Raw genomic sequence first — 21,220 nt, 5'->3', positions numbered from 1 at the left:
TTTGTAACACCTTTGGTTACAACTGTTAATTTTTTGTGTTAAAAAGTTGTGGAGTGCATCAAAGAATGCACCAAACGCATTAATGCAAAAAATATAATAAACAGCATTATCACCGACCTAGTCTATGCCCTACAAATGCTTGGACGTGGTAAATGCTTTAACCAAGGAAGAAGTTGTGAAGACTAAATTATCTCTAGCTATATCTGCTGCGCTACTGTCTAGCGCTACCATCTCATTCAGTGCGTCAAGCTCTGAGCTTACTAAAGCCCCCGACTATAAATCATTCAATAAAACTCAACTGGCTAAAAAATATAATAATCTTGAAGAAGTTGCTACAAAAAGTGGCATGAGAAACCAGTTTGATGCCCAACTAGGAAAAACGACATTTCAGTGGGCAATCAAAAATCAGACAACACCAAGTCTAGCTGCGATTAAACCTGAACAACGAGTAGCCTATACCGCAGATTTTTATCTTGCAAAATTAACCGGTTTATCATCAGTAAAACAAGGGGTAACCCAAGCAGTTTTGACCAATACCCATGACATGGGACGCGGTCCGATAATAGCAAAATATAGACAAACTATTGCAGGCGTAGAAGTATTCAATCGTGAATATAACATCATGATGGACAGAGAGTTGAATCTTGTCGCATCTTCTGGTTATTTCACTTCGACAAATACTACTAAATCTATTTCAAGTGCACTCAAAGATATTGAAGGTGCCTTTGGTGATACTTCACATTCTGTATCCGCAGCTTTTAAAGCTATGGGTGGCGACAGTAATTCAATAACCCTTGAGCCTAAGTCATCTCATAGCCAATACGAAAAATATTCGGTGACTAATACTAGTAACCTGAAAGTTTTGGTGGGTGAGCCTAGAGCTAAAAAAGTATTTTTCGAACACAAAAATAAACTAGTCGCAGCTCATTATGTTGAAATTGAGTCGGGTTCATTGGACACTCGTGACTCTGAATACTACAGCTATGTTATATCCGCTGAAACGGGCGAAGTGCTATTTAAACAGAATCTAACTAGTCATGCAGCTGAGTTTGATTATCGAATATACGCAGATGCTGATGGAAAGCCTTGGGACAGCCCGCACGGCAATGTGATGCCAGCTCCTGAAGGTAGTGATGAAGACGCTTATCTAACCGCACCATACTTAGACGCTCCTTTGGTTAGTTTAAGTCATGGGGCTATTAGTACCATGGATCCTTGGTTAGCTGATGATGCCACTGTAACTTCTGGAAATAATGTAAATGCCTATGTTGATGCCGTTGCTCCTCAAGGTTTCACTAATGGCGATTATCAAGCTGAAACTACCGCCGCTAACACGTTTGATTATGTATATAACATCAATGAACCAGAATACTCAATCAATAATCGTAAGGCCGCTATCGTCAACTTGTTCTATATGAACAACTACTTGCATAATGACTATTACGATCATGGTTTTGATGAAGCTGCAGGTAATGCTCAGGCTGTTAACTACGATCGTGGTGGTGTTGAAGGTGACCCACTAAATGTAGAAGTTCAAGACAACTCTGGCTTTAATAATGCCAACATGTCTACCCCAGCTGACGGTGCCTCCCCTCGAATGCAGATGTACTTATGGGAAACCACTCAAGCTGAAAATGGCGTTGATTATGGTTTAACCATCACTTCTCATGCAGCAATAGGTTTATTAGATATTGTTCAATTTGCTAGTTTTGGTGACGATGTTTATGAGATCTCTGGCGATTTAGTTCGAATTGAAGATGGTGTAGATCCAATCAGAGATGGCTGTGAAGCCACCGTTAATAGTGCAGAAATTGCTGGTAAAGTTGCCATTATTGACCGCGGTGCATGTAACTTCACAGCAAAAGTTAAAAATGCTCAGGATGCAGGTGCTATTGCGGTATTAATCGCGAATAACACTGACGATGGTACACCGGCACCAATGGGCGGCGCGGATGACACCGTAACGATCCCAAGCATGGGCATCAATTATAGTGACGGCGCAGCGATTTATGCCCTATTAGATGCAAGTGAAACTGTATCTATCGACATGTTCAAAAATGACTTAACACGTAACTTTAAAGATAGCTCTTGGGATAACGCAATTGTAGCTCATGAATGGGGTCACTACATCAGTAACCGTTTAGTAGGTAATGGTTCAGGTTTAAGTAGTAACCAAGCACGTTCTATGGGTGAAGGCTTTGGTGACTTCCACGCACTATTATTTGGCTCAGATTCTGCCGACAACTTAGTCGTCGGCAATGAAGATTATGCAGGTGGCTATGGTGATACCACTTATGTAGCAAGCTTTGTAACTGGTATCCGTGAATTCCCATACTCAACTAATATGGACATTAACCCATCTACATTTGCTTATGTAGAAAGAAACCCTCAGGTTCATGGCTCAGGTTCTGTATATGCGGCGATGTTATGGGATTCATTTATCGGTTTAGCTAACGATGAACGCCATACCTTCGATGAAGCTAAGAGCCTAATGAAGGACTACTTAGTTGCTGGTTATAAGATGATGCCAATGGCTCCTACCTTTACCGAAGGTCGTGATGCACTCCTTGCAGCCGCTTATGCAAATGATGCTGAAGACTATAAGATTATTCTAGCTGCATTTGCACGTCGTGGTATGGGCTTAGGAGCTAAATCACCGAGCCGTTTCTCGACAGATCATGCGGGTGTTGTTGAATCATATGAAACTGAATTATCAGCTTACACAGTAACAGCTCATACCATGGATACGAACTATGAAGGCTTAATGTCTGGGTTCTGTTCAAAAGATAATATTATTGATAAAGGCGAAACAGGCACAGTTAGTTTCATAATTCAAAACAATGGTAATGAAGTATTGAGTGGTCTTACTGGACACGTTGTTGTTGAAAGCGATCACGATGTGACCTTCGCTAACGATGGTTTGGTTCGCTTTGACGACCTTGCACTATTTGGCTCTGCAACGAGTACCCCTATTGAGTTCACCTTAAACGATGCCGGCATTGGTGATGAGTTAGTACTTAAATTTGTTGCTGATGAAATGAATGGCGTAGAAGACACGACTGAATACATGCTTTCAACAACGGTAAACGTCGACTTTGAAGAGCGTGAATTAACAGGTACTAGCCAGTATGATGACCTAAATACTCTTTCTAGAATGAAAGATTTTACTGAAAATGTCATTGCTGGTGATGTCATGGCTATTGGCACATTCGGATTAGATCAGTGGGATGAGTTTGATGGACTACTATCTGCAACAGGCAATAGCTTCACATCAGATGTTGCGTACGAAACTCGTCCAACAACGGTTGGCTTTGCTGGCGATTACACTGTTAGCTTCTGGCACTTATACAACCTAGAGGAAGGTTTTGATGGTGCGGTTGTTGAAGTGAGTATCAATGGCGGTAATTGGATCGATGTGGTAGAAGCTGGTGCAACATTTGAAGGCGATGGCTATACGGATACAGGATTAGAGTACACCGAAGCAGCCATTGCGGACCGCGCTATGTATTCAGGTGTTAACTACGGCTGGGAAACTATTAACTTTGGTGAAGCCTTAAATGGTAACCAAGTGCAATTTAGATTCCGCATTGCCACTGACTCCGCATTTGTACCCGATCCAGAGTTTGGTTTCTCTGCTGGTTGGTACATTGATGACATTACCTTCACCAATACACAAACAAGCATTTTCTCTGATGTCGTAGCTGGAGACACTTACGTGTGTGAAAACCGTTTACCAAGTGTAACTGTTATGGCAAGTGCCGCAGAAGTTAATGAAGGTGAAGAAGTTACCTTTACTGCAACGGCTATTGATGCCAATGCTGACAATACCTTAACTTATATGTGGGAGCAAACCTCTGGTACAACAGCAACATTAACCACAACTGATGCAGCTGAATTAAGCTTTACTGCACCGTTAGTTGCTTCTGGCTCTGAAACTCTCGAATTTACCTTAACGGTAAACGATGGTGTCGCAGATGTTGTCACGTCAACTTCGGTAATGGTAAATGATATTCCTGCAGATACAGCCGCTGAAACGCCAAAGAAATCATCTAGTGGTGGCTCAATGGGTTGGTTAAGCTTGTTATTATTACCAATAGCAGCACTTCGTCGTCGTAAATAATCGTTAATTTACTAAAAGCCACAACAACATATTGTTGTTGTGGCTTTAAATTTATAAGTTTCAGAAAATAAACAACTTAAAGGCGGTGTCAATAACTGTTGATACGACGATTAAAACTCGGGCACATCACTTTTTCCGCTATAGTCAATTTCAAGCTCAACAGTACTAAAGCGAGCATCTTGAATTAACTTTTTATACCACTCATGTAAATCAGCATCTGCAGATTGACTGTTTAGTCGGTAAGTTAGTTTAGCTATTTCATTAATTGAAAAATCGCTTTCTAGCCACTTCGGTTTTTTCGAAGCAATCACTACAAAAGATCCTTTAACCACCCCATACTGTTTCATTTCCATGTTAAATAAAGATTGACCCGCTTTAATGCTGGCATTATCTGTGATGAACTTTTGCTGATTAAGTGCGACTGAGTATGATGCAGGTTTTACTGGTAAAGAATCTTTATTGTTCGAGTAAGTTACATCATGCTTTTGACGTTCAATTTTGGCAGTAGAGATTGAGTTTTCAGAGGAATTAAGTAATGAAGCATTGGTAGAGCGAACTTTTTCAGAAGCAGAGTTTGAGTTTTTTTCTTTATAAGTTGAAGTCTCTTCAGCTGTACAGCCACCAAGAAAGATCATTGATGTAAGCATAATTGTTTTTTTCATTATTTCCCTTAATGATATCCATATAATAATGCTATTTTACCTGTACAAGCCCAAAGTAACAAATTACCAACATTCACTACAGTACACTTAATCCTGCCTCCCCATCCAACCATTTTCAGTACAAGAGACACCAGTTGATTCTATGCTAAAACTAACTATACCTCTTCCTTTAGCGGCATTCCGTCGTCGTAAGATGAAGTCTTAATCGTTAGTTAACACTTAACGAAAAGAGCCCAGCAAATGCTGGGCTTTTTTATGTCATTCAAGTTAATGATTAATAACTAGCGTAGAGATGAAATAACCTAATATTGTCGCCGTTGTCACCCCAATAAATCCAGGAATGATAAAGCTATGGTTAAGTACATATTTACCGATATTGGTTGTGCCCGATCTATCAAAACTGATCGCCGCTAAATCACTCGGATAAAACGGAAAGAAAAAGTACGCATAACATGCTGGTATAACACCAATAAGTACTGGCGCAGGGATCCCTAAAGCAAAGCCTAACGGAAACATAATCGTCAATACTGCAGCTTGGCTCTTTAAGAAAATAGATGCCATAAACATCGCAATTGCAAACGACCAAGGGTAAGCGCTGACTAAATCACTTAGTGAGCTTACAAGGTAGCTCTTGTGGTGACTAATGATAGTGTCACTTAACCATGCAATACCAAAGATGATCACCACCGCAGTCATACCCGCAGTAAACACATTACTATTGACGATTTTTTGTGGTGACACCTTAGTAGCCAATAAGATGACAGCACCGACTGATAGCATCATAAACTGAATGGCCACTGACATACTGACGCCTTCAGGTAGCAACTCTTTACTAAACATCGCAATGACAATGACAGAAACGATACCTGCTAAGAATAACGCTAACCCTCGTTTAGCTATGCTATCTGTATGAGCTTGGTCAGTTGATTCTACTTCTGGATCAACTAGATTATTGCGAAAATCTTCATCTTGTAAACGTGCTTGGAATGCCTCATCTTTATCTAAATCTTTACCGCGATTTAAGCTCCACGCACAACCCGCTAGTACACCAATTAAGGTCGCAGGGATCGTCACTGACAACACATTGATTAAACTAATATCAAGGCTATTATCCATCGCTGTCGCCATAACAACTGCTGCAGCCGCTGCAATTGGGCTTGCTGTAATTCCCATTTGCGATGCGACTGTCGCCATGGCTAAGGGACGCTCAGGACGAATACCTTTTTTGTAGGCTACATCATAGATTACAGGTAGTAGTGGATACACTGAGTGTCCAGTTCCCACTAATACGGTTAAAGAGTAAGTACATAAGGGGCCAAGAAAAGTAATTTGGCTAGGGTGTTTTCTCAGTAATTTTTCAGCATATTTAACCAATAACTTAAGGCCACCAGTGGCCTCGAGTGTTGCTGATGCAGCGACAACAGCTAGAATAATCAACATCACACTGACTGGAGGTGAGCCTGGTGCAATACCAAAAACAAACGCTAATACCGATACCCCTAGGCCACCGAGTAAACCGAATGCCACGCCACCGTGGCGAATACCAACAAATATAACCGCCAACAATAACAGCATATGAACATAAAACATTAGCTAATCTCCTTAGCAAACATTGATTAATTGCAGCAAATCCGGCTGCATTTGGTTTATTTACTATAAAGACCATTTGGTAGTGTATGCGCTGTAGGAATCGCATGCTCGAATGTAGGTCATATATAGAAAATAACAACTAAAGGCTAATTGAGTGGTTATCATTTTATTCAGCCTTTAGATTGTTTATACATCAAAACTGCAACATCAAATATCAGCTAAAAACCATACAGTGACCTTGCGCAAATAATTCAGTAACAACTTGTTGAATTTGTGATCTACCATAGGAACGGCTAATCGCTCACATAGGTAAACTTCGTGAAATAAATGAGGAATAGCTAGAAATTAGCTTAAAACCAACCCTAAGGAGAACATGTTAAATTAGTAATATAACAAGATGAAACCATATGATTTCGATAATAAGTAAAATACCTAAAAATACAAAGCAAGCTTTAATATTCAAAACTCCCACATTATAAGTTAAGTGTAATAAGGCTCTTGAAAATACATATAAATCCGAAATTTATTTCTATCTTAAATAAGTTAACTTAGAAGATATAATTTAAAATAACGACCACTAAACTCATTCAGTTCTGATACAGCTTAACCAGACTATGATTGCTTCAACAAAACGAAACGACCTTTATATTCTGGAGTGGATTATGAAAATTAAGCAACTTATTTTAGCCGGTGTTATTACTTCTGCAATGTCTGTACCTGCAATGGCAGCAGATTGGTTCGTCGGTGGCGCTGCGGGTTACCAGCAGAATACTTACAAGCTAGATTCCTCTGTTGATGGCACTAAAGAGAAAGAAAAAGATATGGCATATCAACTTCGTGTTGGTAAGTATATTAACGATAATAGCCGTGTATATGGTACTTATGGTTATAACTCTGAAGACCTAGGTAAACAGCAGACTTTTCTATTATCTTATGACTATCTAGTCCCTCTTGGACAGAGCAATGTTAACTGGTTTGTCGGCGCAACAGCGGGTATGACTCATACTAGTATCAAGGAAGCAGATTTAAGCTCTGGAGACAATTTTGTTTGGGGGGGGCAAACAGGCTTTGTGTATAATATCAATGACAACTGGTCTACTGAAATTGGCTACCAATACTTAAAGCAAGATTACGAAAAAGAAGTAGGTAACGGAGCGAACAATAGCACATTCTCGTTAAATGGTACTCAACAAGTTTATTTAGCGATTGATTACAAATTCTAGTTAAATAAAATTAATAAAGGACAGCTTAGGTTGTCCTTTATTATTTCCCATTCTAAAAATTCTAAACTGGGCATATAAAAAGATTTTAACTTGAGCTTCTGCTCCTGAACAGTACAACATATTAAAAATGGCTTTATTAAAATCACCCAATAAGAAAAAAGTAAAACACTCATCATTTAACACTAAGCTACATTAGCTAATTTTATATAAAGCAGTAGATTTTTATTTTTATCACAAAAAAGAAGCTTTAATAAAAGTGCAATCCCACACCTTTACTATCTTGTGCTTCACATAACCTTAGTAGCGCTAAAACCAGTCTTTAGATGCTTATTAAACAAGCTGAGTATAATAATTTTATGCTGTACTTAATTCTGCAAGGTAAGAGATTTTAATGGGACAATATTTTTCAGGCATCATTCAATACACCTGTATCACGGCGGTTTTGCTTTACGGCCTAGGTTGGATAAAAGGAGAAAGTATAGCCGACAAACTTTATCTCGATGATAGCGACTACACGCTACTTCAAGATTCATTAACACGCAAAGTGCCATTTTATGAACTTGGAATTATAGCTGGGTATGAAAAGCAGCACTTAATAAACAGCGCACAACAAATTCAATAATCTAGCAACGTGATAGGTTTGAGTTTATGCGCTGTTAACTGTAGAAATAATAAAAATGGAAATAAACAGGCACAAAAAAACCGACTTAAAGTCGGTTTAAATCCTCTTAAAGAGGAGATGGTACCGGTGGGCGGACTTGAACCGCCACGCTCGAAAGCAACGGATTTTGAAAAGAAAGCGCCTAAAAAAATACACTTAAATTTCAACAAGTAAAAACAAACAAATAATAACTTTGCAAAAATCTTTGCAAATAAAGCATTTACTCATTACGATGGATTAATGAGCAAACAAATCGAACGTCACAACATAACTGATAAACTTTATGTCTATCTTCAAAGCAACAGTAAATACTGGTACTGCCGATTCGCACTCTACGGTAAATGGTACGCTAAAGCTACTAAGAAGACTGAACTAAATGATGCTATTGCTATGGCACACCGCATATTCATGGATTATGAAATACGGGCTGAAACCAATACCTTAATCGATAGCAAACGCTTTAAAGATGTAGCAGAGAAAGCCATAGACCAGATGCAAAGTGAACTATTACATGGAGGTGGTAAGGTTATTTACAAGGATTACATTGGCGCCCTACGTAAATATCATATCCCCTTCTTCGACCGCATGTTCATCACTTCTATTGATCAAGAAAAAATCCGTGAATTTGATAAATGGCGGATTGAACAATTTAAACGAATCCCAGCAAAATCCACAATCCAAACCCATAACGCAGCAGTTCAGATGGTGTTCAAGGAAGCTATCGTCAGAAAGTGGATGGTTCCGATGCAAGTACCTGTACTAAACAGCGAAGGTATTAGCAGCCAACGAAGAGCCGCATTCTCAAAGGGAGAGTATGAACAAGTTTTCGATGCCATCATTAAGTTAGAGCAAAATAGCCGTAAGGAAAAAACACGCCAGATAAGAGAGCTGCTTTTAGATTATATGGAGTTTGCCGTTCATACGGGTATTAGGCCTGGCACCGAGATGGAAGGGCTAACTTGGGCAGATATTAATATGGAAGCAGATGAGCATAATGTCGTTTTCTATGTCACCGTCACAAAGGGCAAAACCACTAAGTATACTGGCACAAGAGAAATTGTTTGCCGTGATGAGGTTTTCTCATGTATTGATGGACTCCGCGAACGATTCCCCAACCGAAAACCTTCAGATAAATTGTTTAGGCTTGCCGATGGAACAACAACTAACGAGCTTGGAAAGGCATTTGATAAAGCACTCCAAGAAATAGGCTTAAAAAAGTCGCCTCATGGAGTTAGAACACTTTATTCATTACGCCACTCCTATATCACATGGCAATTGATGTCTGGAGAAGTGAGCATGGAAATATTGGCAAAACAGTGTGGTACAAGCCTTCAGATGATTGAGCAACATTACAGCCATGTAATACCTAAAATGTTCACACGTGAACTGTCTGGTGTTGAAATTCAAAAGGCCGCTCCCAAAAAGAAACCGCTCTCCACTGGAGTGTTAGCTAAAAATCAGGCAAGACTAACAAAGCAATTTAAAGAATGGAGTCTTGAATACAAAAGACGTGGTTGTATCTAAAAGGCTTACATTCTGAGCAGGCTGAATTGCATTATCAGCCTACTCATTACTTCTCATTAGCATTCAATTATTAGTCATCAAATAATGAGAAAATCCCGTAAACTATCCCCCCAACAGCCAGTGGTGCTACAGCAACAACACCAACGCCAGCAGCCATACCTCCTCCAATTAAACTCCCTGCGGTGGCTAAGCCCCCTGAAATAGTTGCAGCACTCGAGCCAAGAGTAACTGCTCCAATAGTGCCAACTGTTCCAACACTAGCAGCCGCTCCGGCTTTTTCTGCTTTATTTTCTTCTGACATAATTGAGTCCCACTCTTCAATAAATTAGTTATAGAAACAGACTCTGCAATGAGCCTAATACTTTTACCGCTTTTTAAGCCACCGAAAACACAATCTCCCTTTTGATATTGCACACAGTAGCTCTATAGATGCTTCTGCTTGCTAATTAGCTAACAACTTCCGTACTTACCGTCTAAAAATCCTCTTAAACTTTAGATTGCTATATGTGCGCATAGATGAAACAACTACCGAAACAGAACAAATTCACTATTTCCATTACCCATAGACTTGAGCTTATATGAGCAAGTCCTTTGAACCTTTCTCATCCTCAGTTACCCCTTAACACTGCACATTTACTGTCTATCACTAAGATCGATAACCCACTCACCAACAACAACATGTCCAGTCAACTTGTACGGGTCATATTGATCGAGTTGAAGAATAGTGTCATAGCCTTTTCTTCTCATATGCGCTATGGCGTTATTATTGACTTTGTCACCAGAATCACAAATATAGGACTTGACTGTATCTTCTGCTATATCGACAAGTCGCTGCTCAGTAGGTAGCAAGTAACTATATACGGAATCACTGTTTATCGATTGCCCTTCATTATCTGCATCTGGTCGAACTATTGTTCTGATTGCTTCCAAAGCATTTGAAACATCAGTTATGGTTATTGGTCTAAAACTGTACATTCATATCACTCCATAGTTAAAAAACATCCCAAGAACTTAACTTCCGTCCCCTCTACAGCGACTTTGCTAGAAGAACTGACTTTCTTGATACTTCGAAAGACTAAACACAAACCTTCAACAAGTCAAATTTGAATACCCAAATCAACAAAATAAAAATAATACATGCTGATATGCTACTTTTGCACGTTTTGAATATCAAGAATGCACGGTGAATATTCAAAAAATCAAAATCAACCACATTTAAATCTACAAAAGGATTGTATTTTTAGCTATTTACAGCAATAGTGTTATTTATGAATGCAAGTTATATATTAGGAATCTGACAGTTGAAAAGTATAGATGAAAACAAAGTAGTTGAGTGCATACTCAATCATCAACGTATCCTGCAAAACAACCCATTTACTGCTGCGATTGAAGGCGTGATTGCTGAGTGGATGCAACTATTACTCGTTGTCGAAAGAATAAAACTGGATAAAGACACATTTCCTAAACTCGAAAAGATCGCAGAGCTCTTGAAAGCTACACTCGAAAACGTAGAAATAGATAAACAAACTACACCCGATCCAATGCGTAATCATGGTGTAGATTTAAGTCGTTATAAACCACGTCAAAGCAATAAGCATATGGTCGCTAAGTGGAGCCATTTTTATCTACTATTCGAAACACTCGATGAAGGGAAAAAATATGAAAGCTTCTACGGTAAAGCATATGCACAAGCCCAACAAATAAAGGAATTATTTAATAAGGGTTCAAACAATCGCAATCAGCGAAACAATCAAAGTAAAAATCGTAATATTGAACTCGATATACTCCCAGAGCTGTTTAGTAGTAATGAGTTTGATTGGTCAAATTTAAATAAATTACGCATACACTATCCCCATCATCTGATTTTGCGTGCCTATATGTATGGTGATGAGCTTCTAAATACTATTGAATCTTTGATTACCTTGAGTTCCAATAATATCCCTGCTATACGAACAAAGGCCGTTAAAAATTTATTGCACAGGATAAAAAATGGTCAGAGCCAGTTTCCTTCAACGATTAACATACAAAAAGAAATTGATTACCGATATGATATTGTTAACCAATTTAACAATGCAATTATAGAAGAGCTGATTACTGAAATAACTAATCATGTGCGGGCTATTCCAGAAAGCATTCATTTAGATATGTATTTTGACGAAACACCCCTTTCAACTGACACAAAAATAGATATCAATACTAATGACCAAAATATATTAAATATTGAATTTAGAAAATCTGATTTAATCAGAGAATTAAATTCTGAAAACGAAGAACAGTTTATTTATCGTGTTTTTAATAAAGTATTCAGTAAGATAGCAGAGCACCCAGATTTAAGTGAAGCAACAAAATCACGAATACTTCCCAAAAATAATACTCTAATACACGAGTTTTATCCTCCGTTACCAAAAGCAGTTATTAATGCTCTATGGGATTACCAAGCTTGGAGCAATTCTTTAAATACCGTGCTATTTAAAAAAGACTCAAAAATAAAATTGTCCCGCAATGTTGCTATTCGAGGGATACGATTTTCAATTTGGTTTAATAAAAACAATAAAAAAAATAAAACCACAATTACTATAGGCACTAAAAGCTACTCCAAAGATAACATGGAAAAACATGGTAAAGCATTAACAGTTAAACAATCGTATGAAGCTATTAAGCGTTTTGCATCTCATCAAATGACTGAAATGATATTTGATCAGATAAATGAAAGAACCTACAGCAATAGAAAACTTAGTGAAGCGTTACTAGCACCATTAAATGTAAAGTTGGATGATGATATTGATGCCTTTAGAAATTTACTTAATGATCAACTAAATTTAGTCGTTGATAATTTGAGCGATTTAATATCAACTCACCAAGAACTGTCGAGGCAATTTCAACTGTGCCTCGACAGTAATAAGAATTATACGGATGGCGTAGATGTAGATATAGATTTAAATGCAGGATTGAACGACGAAATCTCACATGAGCATAAGCATTCATCAAATTTTAAAGCTAACAGAAGAGCATCACAATCATTGCAACAGTCAACATTTAAGCAGTTAAACTCAATTAAGCAGTTAAACTCAATAAGAAAGTCAACAGCGGAGCAGTTGTTACGCTTTAACATTGATGTATTTACAAACAACTAACAGCGGTTTATAACAACGAAATCTGAGCCTGACTTAGTGTTTAGTGAAATTGCCAATTTGGCTAACTAACTTGAATCATAAGCTGTACATTTTAAGTGTACTCAAAGTTTACAGTTTAAATATTTATCCTTATATTTTGGTTAGTTAAAGCATTGTAGCCAAACCAATTTGTGTAAGCTTTGAGTAGGGTTATAAGAGACACCTATAGATTTTAGCCTTCAAATAATTGGTTTTGCTGTGATGCCAATTTGCCCCAATTCTTCTTGGAAATATATAAATCTATAGTGACCTAATCCAACTTCACGCCTCCTAAATGAGAATTTCTCTACCGGAATTAGTCTGTCAATTTTACATATTGAGGCTTCTAAAATATCCAGTTAAGTTGTACTGTAGAACTTAACTACACGGTAATAATTATGAGTCAACATATTGGATATATTAGAGTTTCTTCAGTAGATCAAAATATTGATCGTCAACTAAAAGATGTCGAATTAGATAAAGTCTTTACAGACAAATGCAGTGGCAAAGATACAAACCGCCCCGAGTTACTTCAGCTCATCGAATATGCCCGTGATGGGGATTATATCCATGTTCATGATATTAGCCGTATGGCACGTAACACTGAAGATCTATTGAGACTAGTTAAAAGCTTCACCTCTAAGGGCATCACACTTAAATTCCATAAAGAGCACTTGGAGTTCACTGGGGTAAGCAACCCTATGCAAGATCTTATGCTGACCATGCTTGGTGGCATTTACCAATTCGAACGAGCTATGATCTTAGAGCGTCAACGTGAAGGCATCGCTATAGCTAAATCCAAAGGCCGCTACAAGGGTAAGCAACCGAATAAGAAGCTGCATGCTGATATTCATCAACTATTCTCTGAAGGCACTAACAAAGCGCAAATAGCACGCTCATTAGGCTGCACTAGGCAGACCGTCATAGCAGTATTGAAGCGTTAGGCTGTCTCAAATTGAGCCCCTTACATTAACTCACCCTCTAATCTTTCAAAAGGCGATAGATAAACTTCTTAATACGCTTACGTGCTATAAGTGTCATTTGCTCAGGATCTGTTACTAATAAATGTTTTTTAAGCACCTTACGAAGTATTCTGGCTTCTTTTTTACAATCCAAATTAGATATGGCCTTATTTATACCAAGAGTATTGATTGCATGAATAGTGTACGGGTGAATTTCATCTTCTAGTAAAAAATCAGGAGCATACAGTTCAAAACGCTTAAAAGGCATTTCATAATCTAATAAGTCATTAAGACTTAACTTTTTACTGCCAGGATAAAATTCAAACTCTATGCGTGTACCGTCACCCTTTCTGTAAGACTTAACTCGGTTCCGTCTTCTAGACCCTTCACAAATATAATTAGTGTTGCTCTTACCTTCTGCTCTAATTACCATTCTTTTTCTAGTAGACTTGAAGCGGTAAATAACTAGGTCATGATTAAACTTAGGTAAATCAAAACAAATATCAAACCGTGAAACAAACGCCCTTCCAAGTGTTTCACTCAACTTGTTACCAAATAACAAACTAAGTGTACTCTTGAGCTTTGCCCTTTTCTTCTTTGTATCAAATTGACTTGGGTTAAGCCTAATTTGAAAGCTGAAATCATGCCCTTTTGTTAAATCATTATGCAATAAAGCTATACCGCACTTCCCCTCTTTAAGGTTGGACTCTGAAGAGTATATTCGATGTCTAAAGCTATACTGTTTGGAACTAGACTCCACTTTAACTAGACCAGAATTTACTAATGCTTCAACTACTTTCTGATACTCAACACCTAGTTCTTCACTTAATTCAAAGTTTAACGTTAGGTTATCAAAAGACCACTTAATATTGTCTATATTAGACTTATCTAAGTATTGTTTAAGTAAAGCCGAGTTAGGAGTGACAAGTTTGAACGTTTCTGATTTTACTATGGCATTTTTAATATAATGAAGTAACTTTACATTGGTACCTAATATGCCCAAGAAAGCTTTGTTTTGTACGCTTGTAGTACCTTCAGTACTGCTATGAACATACTGAATAATATCCGATAATTTATACCTAACGGCACCTTCAAGTTTTAAATATCTAGGCCCTATACCTTTATGCCTATATTTTTTTAACGTTCCTTTTGAAAGGCGAAGAAGCTTAGAAGCTTCCTCAGCCGTCATGATTTCATCTGCAATAAAATTAACTAACTCTTGATGATCGACTGGTAACATATACACCCTTAATTTATTGATAGCTCTGTATCTAAATTAAGATTTACAGTTATCTATTTCATAGAAATATGAATCTATATAATTCACTCTGTGTAATATGCTAATTCAATGACAACTTCATTGATTCACTACTGGGGGCTGTGGGGGCTTGTCGATCGCAAGAGTTGCGTAAGCTAGGATGAACAATATAGGTTTTAATGACTTCTTCACCATTATCTTTTTCATTAACCACGTGAACCCATCCATGCAGTTCTAGCACTTCCAGTGCCCCTTTAGTTCTTAAAGGGTTATTTTTAACGCCTGCCCAACCTTTATCTTTATATAAAGTACGAGCTGTAAACTTACCTGATAACAAGCGAAGTTTAGGCACTATTGAAAGAGCATTAACATAGTCAATATGTTCGTTATATCCCAACATGAGAATCTGTTCACCGATAAACAATGTTAGTTTAGCTGCCTTAATGAATACACATTTCGATATTTCCTCAACGGGTTCTATTACTTTATCGTCACAATCATAACTATCAACATAAGCTATGCTAAGTGCCAACTTAAATACGAGTTGTTTTAAATTCAGCAATCGGTCAATGACCCATGTATTACTCGGTGCTTTGGATAGTAAGCTATCAATATCAAAGTAAAACTCATCCAATAATGAGAGAGCTTGGTTTGATAGCTGAATCGATGCTGTCACATTTTCTAGATTGGACATATGCGACTGTAGCGTGTTTAGGTAGCTAAACAATTCTTCTGATACTCGATCTGTAACCTGATATTTCTTTGCTACATTTGACTGCTTAACTGGTGAACCAAGATAAATATCAAAACAAGAAGCTGCGTTGTCATATGAAGAAACTTCATGCTCGTAGGACATCACGCTATTATCCCAATCAGTTACAGTACAGCCAGCCAAAATAGCTACATTACCGACTTGCTGTTGGCTTAATATACCTGCTAGGTTCTTTTCTAAATTGCTATCCGTTTTTGCATCATCAAATACTCGCTTTAAATTTAAAGGGATGAATAATGCACTATGAATATGCTGTGAATCATCAATCACATTCTGAACGTTATTAGTATGAAAAAAAGGGCTTTCAAAATTACAGCTTATTTCTGATTCACCGTACTGCTTGGCAATAGATTTATAATGTGTGGGCAGGTCATAACCCTCTTGATTTTTAACTGCGTCGAACTGATTAGCAGCTTTTACAGCTAGAGCTACATTTGCGTCTTCCATCCTCGCATTAAATTTAGTATCAACACGTTTAGAAACTTTGGCTGACTTTACATGTGATTCCGCATTCTTTTGAAAAATTGACATGCACTGGCCAACAGCCTTAATAGCTTCAGTACTACCATCAAATTCTCTTCCCAGAAAGCAAGTTGAGAACACTGCCGAAGTATTGTGCTCAACGTCTACCGATAACTCATCAGGAAAAGATACAGATACTTTTTCTCCGAGCATGCTACTGGTTGCAGCTAACACCGAAATATAAATTGCCTCAGGGTTGCATAATTCAGAATGTGAAGCATCTATAATTAAATGGTTAACTAAAAGAGGACGGCTTTTTCTTTCAGGCGGTATAGGTTGTTTTCCACCTAAAGTAATATTTTGCGGCATTGGCAACAAATCAAGCTGAAGGTCTGCTACTAAGTTAGCAAAATATTCAGTGTCCCCCATTGTCGACCAACTAGATGTGTACTTTCTACCATCTGAATATAAAGAGACTCCTTCTCTAAGCACCTCTTTATCTTTAAAATATATATCGTCTGCCAAACGAATATACGAAGTCAGTTTAGCTGAGCATTTTCCATCTAATTTTTCAGCTATGCTCTGCTGTAAGTTTATCGCATCGACTTCGTTTAAAACCTTTACAGCCCAGAGATAAGTAACATTACCTTTGTAATGTTGGCTTCTGATTGTCGGCGCAATTTTATAAAAAACATTTGATTTAGGTTCACTGGATTCATCTTCAAAAATTACTTTCACCCATCTAATACCCTCTTCATCAACTGGTAATGTATTTACACCCACATACACCGATTTTAATCCTTTTGTAGCGACTAAAGACTTAATCAGCATATCTTCATCATCATCCCAACCGCTTATTTTTCTTTTCCCTCCCCCACCACGGTGAACCGACAAGTCACTGACTTTACAGTCACTAGCATCAGCGACATGTTGAAATTGCTCTCTTCGATTGTTCAAAACAGATTTAGGAAATTCAGTTTTTTGTTTTTTTCTCGAACTCATTAGTCACCTCTATTATGCGCAGTTGTCTTTGCACTAATATTATTATGGCCTTGAAAAAACATCATTTTGTATATAGATTTATATAATACTTATTTAAAATATATAATTATCTATATGGATAACCAAATGACTATAAGAAAAGATAACTCTCTCCCTTATTCAGAAGCAAAATCAAGATATACAAAGAAGTTCATAATGAAGTTACTTCAAGCGAGAACATTTAACCCTAATAGTGAGCAGTCAGAGGAACCATCAATAAAGATCAAGCCATACTTAACACCACAAGAACTAGAACTAGGTGTTTTTTTAATTACCAGGGTGTTATCTATAAAGTTTCACCTATCTCAATATATTACTTTTTCAACTTTGGACAATATTGCCGAAAAATTTGCGAAAGCTACTGATTACAAACAAGCTAACACTCAAAAAAGTCAATTGAAGCCAAGCGCGCCATTTGTACAGGCTGCATTAAAAAAATTACATAATCTTGGCTTAATCAGATATGAATACACGCACAAAAAATTGTCCCAAGAAGCCAGAATAGACCTTGAGAAGAAACGTAAAAACACCCCAAAGGTAATTAAAATCAAATTTTTAAGCTTTAATGGTAAAGATTCAATTAAAGCCCTATATGAAAATAAAGATAACCGATAAAAAAGCCTAATATATCTACTCTATATGCTAAGACGTAGGTTATGGTTCAAATAGTTTAACCTGAATAAGGTTGTCAGTTTTTGCATATAAATCCTATATTTGGCCTGTTACCTTGGTATCAAAGCAAACACCAAGGAACACTATGCAAACCGTTGAATCTCATGCTCGATACATTGCATCAACTGTTGCTTTAGAGATATTAGATATTAATGTTTTTGATGACGACTTCATGCAAGACTTACCACGAGATATCATTAGTCGTATTACAGGGAAAAGATTCAAAAAACTTTACCGAGACTGCCCTCAAAAGAAATTAGCGGCCTTTCAACAATCCTTGTCATCAGTGAAAGTCGATACCGCTTTAACGCTAACCTTTGAGCATAACTTACAGCTTTTAGTGAATAAGCTTGAATTGCCTGTTCAATGCAAAGCCGTACTGAAACTATGTGCAGTCACGACCATAAACGAAGGTCTATATGCACTCTTTGACGAGCACCTTCGCCATTGGGTCAGTGATGTCGATATCATTATTGCTGAGGCATTAAACCTTAAGGTAGATGAGCTTTCTTATGCCGTTCAACTGATATCAAACACCTCACTTTTCGAACAATCTGACCGTTCTATCTTCGGTTTGTTATTGATGCCTTATGTACTGGCAAAGAACTTAATGAGCCACAAGGCAAAGTCATACCACGACTTATTGAATGGCCTTTATTATCAGTTACAACCAACCTCATTAACCCTTAACGATTACCCCCACATAGAATCCCAGTTTGTCAGCCAGTTTTTAAACCAAGCGGTAAAGCATAAGACGACGGGGGTAAATATCCTGCTATATGGCAGTGCGGGGACTGGGAAAACCTCATTTTCACAGGCATTAAGCCGTTACACCAAGTCCAACCTTATTGCAGTTAAGGCCGTGGGGGAAAACCTGTTTCATGGCGTTGATGAAATCAGCTCGGAAAGGAACATTGCTCACCTTCGATTACAACATTACCGCCTGATGCAAAAGCTATTTACACAAAATGAATCAAGCTGCCTTTTGTTGGATGAGGTAGAAGATATCTTTAGTGAATACACCAATGGCTTAAAGGTCAGCAAGGATAGGCTTCACGCCACATTAGAAACCAATGCCCTACCTTGTATATGGATAACCAATCATATTGATTGCTTACCTGAATCGGTTATTAGGCGGTTCAGTTATGTCCTTCATATTGGCGTTCCACCCAAACACATTAAAGCCCAGATATTGGCAAAGCCACTTAAAGGCTTAAGGCTTTCACAAGGTTATAAGAATGGACTGGCGAACCTGCCTGATTTAACACCTGCTCACGTTGTTAATGCCAGCAATGTAGCTAGAGCCTTAAACCTTACAGGTAAGGATGCGGAGCAATGCTTAGACCACCATATTGAGGAATGCTTATCTGCTTGCGGACGGCAAATATCAATAACCTGCTATCAACCTGAAATGGACTTTAACCCTAATTTTATCAACCTTGCAGGCACCCACTCCACTGTCGAACAGGTCATTAATACGGTAAGTCAGTTCAACGGTTCAAGGTCATTACTTCTCGGCAGTGCTGGTACAGGTAAATCAGCCTTCGTGCATTACATTGCAGAGCAAACCGAACATGCCTTAATGATTATCAAACCAAGTGATGTTTTATCCAAGTATGTCGGTGAGGCAGAACAAAATATCGCAAGGCTGTTCAGACAGGCTAAAAACGAAGATTCGATTATTTTTCTAGATGAAGTTGATAGTGTACTCACGAGTCGAGAGACATTATCACAACAGCACGAGAGACAGCTTGTAAATCAAATCCTCATTGAATTAGACCAATGTGAGCAAACTGTATTCGCAGCAACTAACTTCTCAGGAAATCTCGATACGGCGCTTCTGAGACGATTCGATTTCAAGCTGACATTTCAATATCTATCAGCAAAGCAATCAATCGCACTTTACGGGGATTTATTCGGTAAACCACCAGCGGAAATAAACCATGGATTAAAGCAACTGAGTTATTTAAGCCTAGGTGATTTTGCGATTGCCGCCAGAAGAAACCGTATGAGTAAGAAACCATTAACGGACAAAAGAAACCTCGAAATACTAATCCAAGAAAACAACAGGAAGAAACCAAACCAACCAATCGGATTCATTAAGTAAACCAACCTTTTCAACCCAAAGCATATAGCTTTTACCCACAACCACCCTAAAGGAAACAACCTCATGGCTAAATCATTATTGAGCTCGCTCAAGGTCACGTCACGCCCAGAGAAAACCTCTGATAACCCAATCTTAAAACGCAGGGAGAAACTGTTATCTAAACTCGACCAGCAACTGGCAATGGCAAATGCACTTGTTAACGGAGAAACCTACACAGCTTACCGTGAAAAGTGGCAGAAAAACCCTGAAACAGGCACGCAGGAAAAGGTACGTATACCTAAGAATGTGAGCAAGTGGTTCTACAAACGGAATAACCAATACTTTTTTGAGGTGCGTTACGCCAATAAAGCTCTTGAACTCAGTAAAGGTAATCATGCCATCGAAGTCGGTGAGCTAGAAAACCTAACCCAAACCATTGCCACCGTTATTGATGCCGTGGTCGCGGGTGAAGTTGATGAACTCTTAGCCTCAATGGCCGATAAATCCCCCTTGAAAAAGAAATAACCGTTACAGTGCCTGCTCGGTCAGGCACTTATCTTACTTACCTATCTGGATTACATTTTAAAACTTGGTATTCTAGCCATACCATTTATTACCAAGTTGAGGATTAAGCATGGAATTATACCAACAAGAATTTGGCCAACACTTTAACCTTGGCTTCGACCTATCCAAATACCCTTGGTTAGTAGACAAAAGCTGGCACAACGATGTCTCACCCAGTTTTTACTTTAAAACTCAGACTGGTTATATGGTGCTTTGGGTTGATTATGAAGATTCGAACCAAAGAGAAGACAGCAGCCTAGAACGCTATGTTGTAATGACTGCTGTTAATAGTGGTACTGATGGTTCACCAGAGATCCATCATGATGAAGAAAGCAGCGTCATTTTTTCATCAAATATGACCGAAGACTGCTTAACCTTTTTAAGTACTATTATTAAGGCTAAGGCAACGTCCACTTAAGCTTCAAAGAATCACTACAGTTCTTATAACTACCAAATATTTGCTTAAAATAG

General features: G+C 38.1%; 16 protein-coding genes. 10 read left to right on the top strand and 6 right to left on the bottom strand.

Annotated elements, in window-relative coordinates; genetic code table 11:
* Positions 1 to 175: 175 nt before the first annotated feature.
* Positions 176 to 4,120, top strand: a complete 3,945-nt coding sequence (locus tag L2735_RS11705) for a rhombosortase-dependent M36 family metallopeptidase (protein WP_248984881.1) — start codon at positions 176 to 178, stop codon at positions 4,118 to 4,120.
* A 110-nt stretch (positions 4,121 to 4,230) separates the two neighbouring features.
* Here the strand turns inward: L2735_RS11705 and L2735_RS11700 are convergent, their stop codons facing one another.
* Positions 4,231 to 4,782 carry a hypothetical protein gene (locus tag L2735_RS11700; protein WP_248984880.1) on the bottom strand — a complete coding sequence of 184 codons (552 nt, stop codon included), beginning with the start codon at positions 4,780 to 4,782 and terminating at the stop codon, positions 4,231 to 4,233.
* Between the two features lie 267 nt (positions 4,783 to 5,049).
* The gene (locus tag L2735_RS11695) at positions 5,050 to 6,372 is read right to left on the bottom strand and encodes an anaerobic C4-dicarboxylate transporter (protein ID WP_248984879.1); all 1,323 of its coding nucleotides are present in this window, start codon (positions 6,370 to 6,372) and stop codon (positions 5,050 to 5,052) included.
* A 662-nt stretch (positions 6,373 to 7,034) separates the two neighbouring features.
* Here L2735_RS11695 and L2735_RS11690 point away from each other — a divergent pair.
* The 3 genes from L2735_RS11690 to L2735_RS11680 all read left to right on the top strand — a co-directional run bounded on the left by L2735_RS11690 (position 7,035) and on the right by L2735_RS11680 (position 9,780).
* Positions 7,035 to 7,595, top strand: a complete 561-nt coding sequence (locus tag L2735_RS11690) for an outer membrane beta-barrel protein (protein ID WP_248984878.1) — start codon at positions 7,035 to 7,037, stop codon at positions 7,593 to 7,595.
* Positions 7,596 to 7,986: 391 nt separating this feature from the next.
* Positions 7,987 to 8,217: a hypothetical protein gene (locus L2735_RS11685; RefSeq protein ID WP_248984877.1), complete on the top strand. Its 231-nt coding sequence runs from the start codon at positions 7,987 to 7,989 to the stop codon at positions 8,215 to 8,217.
* A gap of 279 nt (positions 8,218 to 8,496) precedes the next feature.
* The gene (locus L2735_RS11680; protein ID WP_248984876.1) at positions 8,497 to 9,780 is read left to right on the top strand and encodes a tyrosine-type recombinase/integrase; all 1,284 of its coding nucleotides are present in this window, start codon (positions 8,497 to 8,499) and stop codon (positions 9,778 to 9,780) included.
* Between the two features lie 70 nt (positions 9,781 to 9,850).
* Here the strand turns inward: L2735_RS11680 and L2735_RS11675 are convergent, their stop codons facing one another.
* Entirely contained in the window at positions 9,851 to 10,081 is a 231-nt protein-coding gene (locus L2735_RS11675) for a hypothetical protein (protein WP_248984875.1), read from the bottom strand.
* A gap of 332 nt (positions 10,082 to 10,413) precedes the next feature.
* On the bottom strand, positions 10,414 to 10,755 hold the full coding sequence (locus tag L2735_RS11670) for a hypothetical protein (protein ID WP_248984874.1): 342 nt from the start codon (positions 10,753 to 10,755) through the stop codon (positions 10,414 to 10,416).
* A gap of 326 nt (positions 10,756 to 11,081) precedes the next feature.
* On the opposite strand from L2735_RS11670, the gene L2735_RS11665 reads away from it, so the two are divergent.
* Together L2735_RS11665 and L2735_RS11660 are read left to right on the top strand one after the other, a co-directional pair.
* On the top strand, positions 11,082 to 12,914 hold the full coding sequence (locus L2735_RS11665) for a hypothetical protein (RefSeq protein ID WP_248984873.1): 1,833 nt from the start codon (positions 11,082 to 11,084) through the stop codon (positions 12,912 to 12,914).
* 416 nt (positions 12,915 to 13,330) lie between these two features.
* Positions 13,331 to 13,876, top strand: coding sequence for a recombinase family protein (locus tag L2735_RS11660; protein ID WP_283104619.1), 546 nt, complete (start codon positions 13,331 to 13,333; stop codon positions 13,874 to 13,876).
* Positions 13,877 to 13,913: 37 nt separating this feature from the next.
* Here the strand turns inward: L2735_RS11660 and L2735_RS11655 are convergent, their stop codons facing one another.
* Together L2735_RS11655 and L2735_RS11650 are read right to left on the bottom strand one after the other, a co-directional pair.
* The gene (locus L2735_RS11655) at positions 13,914 to 15,134 is read right to left on the bottom strand and encodes a helix-turn-helix transcriptional regulator (protein ID WP_248984872.1); all 1,221 of its coding nucleotides are present in this window, start codon (positions 15,132 to 15,134) and stop codon (positions 13,914 to 13,916) included.
* A gap of 100 nt (positions 15,135 to 15,234) precedes the next feature.
* Positions 15,235 to 17,388, bottom strand: coding sequence for a hypothetical protein (locus tag L2735_RS11650; protein ID WP_248984871.1), 2,154 nt, complete (start codon positions 17,386 to 17,388; stop codon positions 15,235 to 15,237).
* A gap of 126 nt (positions 17,389 to 17,514) precedes the next feature.
* Here L2735_RS11650 and L2735_RS11645 point away from each other — a divergent pair, with 126 nt between their 5' ends.
* The 4 genes from L2735_RS11645 (at position 17,515) to L2735_RS11630 (ending at position 21,167) form a co-directional block, all read left to right on the top strand.
* Complete coding sequence (locus tag L2735_RS11645; RefSeq protein WP_248984870.1) at positions 17,515 to 18,042, top strand: hypothetical protein; 528 nt, start codon at positions 17,515 to 17,517, stop codon at positions 18,040 to 18,042.
* A gap of 142 nt (positions 18,043 to 18,184) precedes the next feature.
* Positions 18,185 to 20,206, top strand: coding sequence for an AAA family ATPase (locus L2735_RS11640; protein ID WP_248984869.1), 2,022 nt, complete (start codon positions 18,185 to 18,187; stop codon positions 20,204 to 20,206).
* A gap of 63 nt (positions 20,207 to 20,269) precedes the next feature.
* A complete protein-coding gene (locus L2735_RS11635; RefSeq protein ID WP_248984868.1) occupies positions 20,270 to 20,710 on the top strand; it encodes a DUF6641 family protein in 441 nt (146 codons plus the stop codon).
* A 109-nt stretch (positions 20,711 to 20,819) separates the two neighbouring features.
* Entirely contained in the window at positions 20,820 to 21,167 is a 348-nt protein-coding gene (locus L2735_RS11630; RefSeq protein ID WP_248984867.1) for a hypothetical protein, read from the top strand.
* Positions 21,168 to 21,220 lie beyond the last annotated feature (53 nt).

It is taken from the genome of Shewanella olleyana (assembly GCF_023283825.1).
Taxonomy (GTDB): domain Bacteria; phylum Pseudomonadota; class Gammaproteobacteria; order Enterobacterales; family Shewanellaceae; genus Shewanella; species Shewanella olleyana.
Note: the sequence above shows the minus strand (reverse complement) of the source record. Positions and strands in the feature narration are given on the sequence as shown.

Excerpts from the sequence above, each read along its gene's own strand:
- L2735_RS11700 (WP_248984880.1), bottom strand. The coding sequence starts at position 4,782 with ATGAAAAAAACAATTATGCTTACATCAATGATCTTTCTTGGTGGCTGT.
- L2735_RS11670 (WP_248984874.1), bottom strand. The coding sequence starts at position 10,755 with ATGTACAGTTTTAGACCAATAACCATAACTGATGTTTCAAATGCTTTG.
- L2735_RS11680 (WP_248984876.1), top strand. The coding sequence starts at position 8,497 with ATGAGCAAACAAATCGAACGTCACAACATAACTGATAAACTTTATGTC.
- L2735_RS11685 (WP_248984877.1), top strand. The coding sequence starts at position 7,987 with ATGGGACAATATTTTTCAGGCATCATTCAATACACCTGTATCACGGCG.
- L2735_RS11675 (WP_248984875.1), bottom strand. The coding sequence starts at position 10,081 with ATGTCAGAAGAAAATAAAGCAGAAAAAGCCGGAGCGGCTGCTAGTGTT.
- L2735_RS11645 (WP_248984870.1), top strand. The coding sequence starts at position 17,515 with ATGACTATAAGAAAAGATAACTCTCTCCCTTATTCAGAAGCAAAATCA.
- L2735_RS11630 (WP_248984867.1), top strand. The coding sequence starts at position 20,820 with ATGGAATTATACCAACAAGAATTTGGCCAACACTTTAACCTTGGCTTC.
- L2735_RS11655 (WP_248984872.1), bottom strand. The coding sequence starts at position 15,134 with ATGTTACCAGTCGATCATCAAGAGTTAGTTAATTTTATTGCAGATGAA.
- L2735_RS11660 (WP_283104619.1), top strand. The coding sequence starts at position 13,331 with ATGAGTCAACATATTGGATATATTAGAGTTTCTTCAGTAGATCAAAAT.
- L2735_RS11640 (WP_248984869.1), top strand. The coding sequence starts at position 18,185 with ATGCAAACCGTTGAATCTCATGCTCGATACATTGCATCAACTGTTGCT.
- L2735_RS11635 (WP_248984868.1), top strand. The coding sequence starts at position 20,270 with ATGGCTAAATCATTATTGAGCTCGCTCAAGGTCACGTCACGCCCAGAG.
- L2735_RS11695 (WP_248984879.1), bottom strand. The coding sequence starts at position 6,372 with ATGTTTTATGTTCATATGCTGTTATTGTTGGCGGTTATATTTGTTGGT.
- L2735_RS11650 (WP_248984871.1), bottom strand. The coding sequence starts at position 17,388 with ATGAGTTCGAGAAAAAAACAAAAAACTGAATTTCCTAAATCTGTTTTG.
- L2735_RS11690 (WP_248984878.1), top strand. The coding sequence starts at position 7,035 with ATGAAAATTAAGCAACTTATTTTAGCCGGTGTTATTACTTCTGCAATG.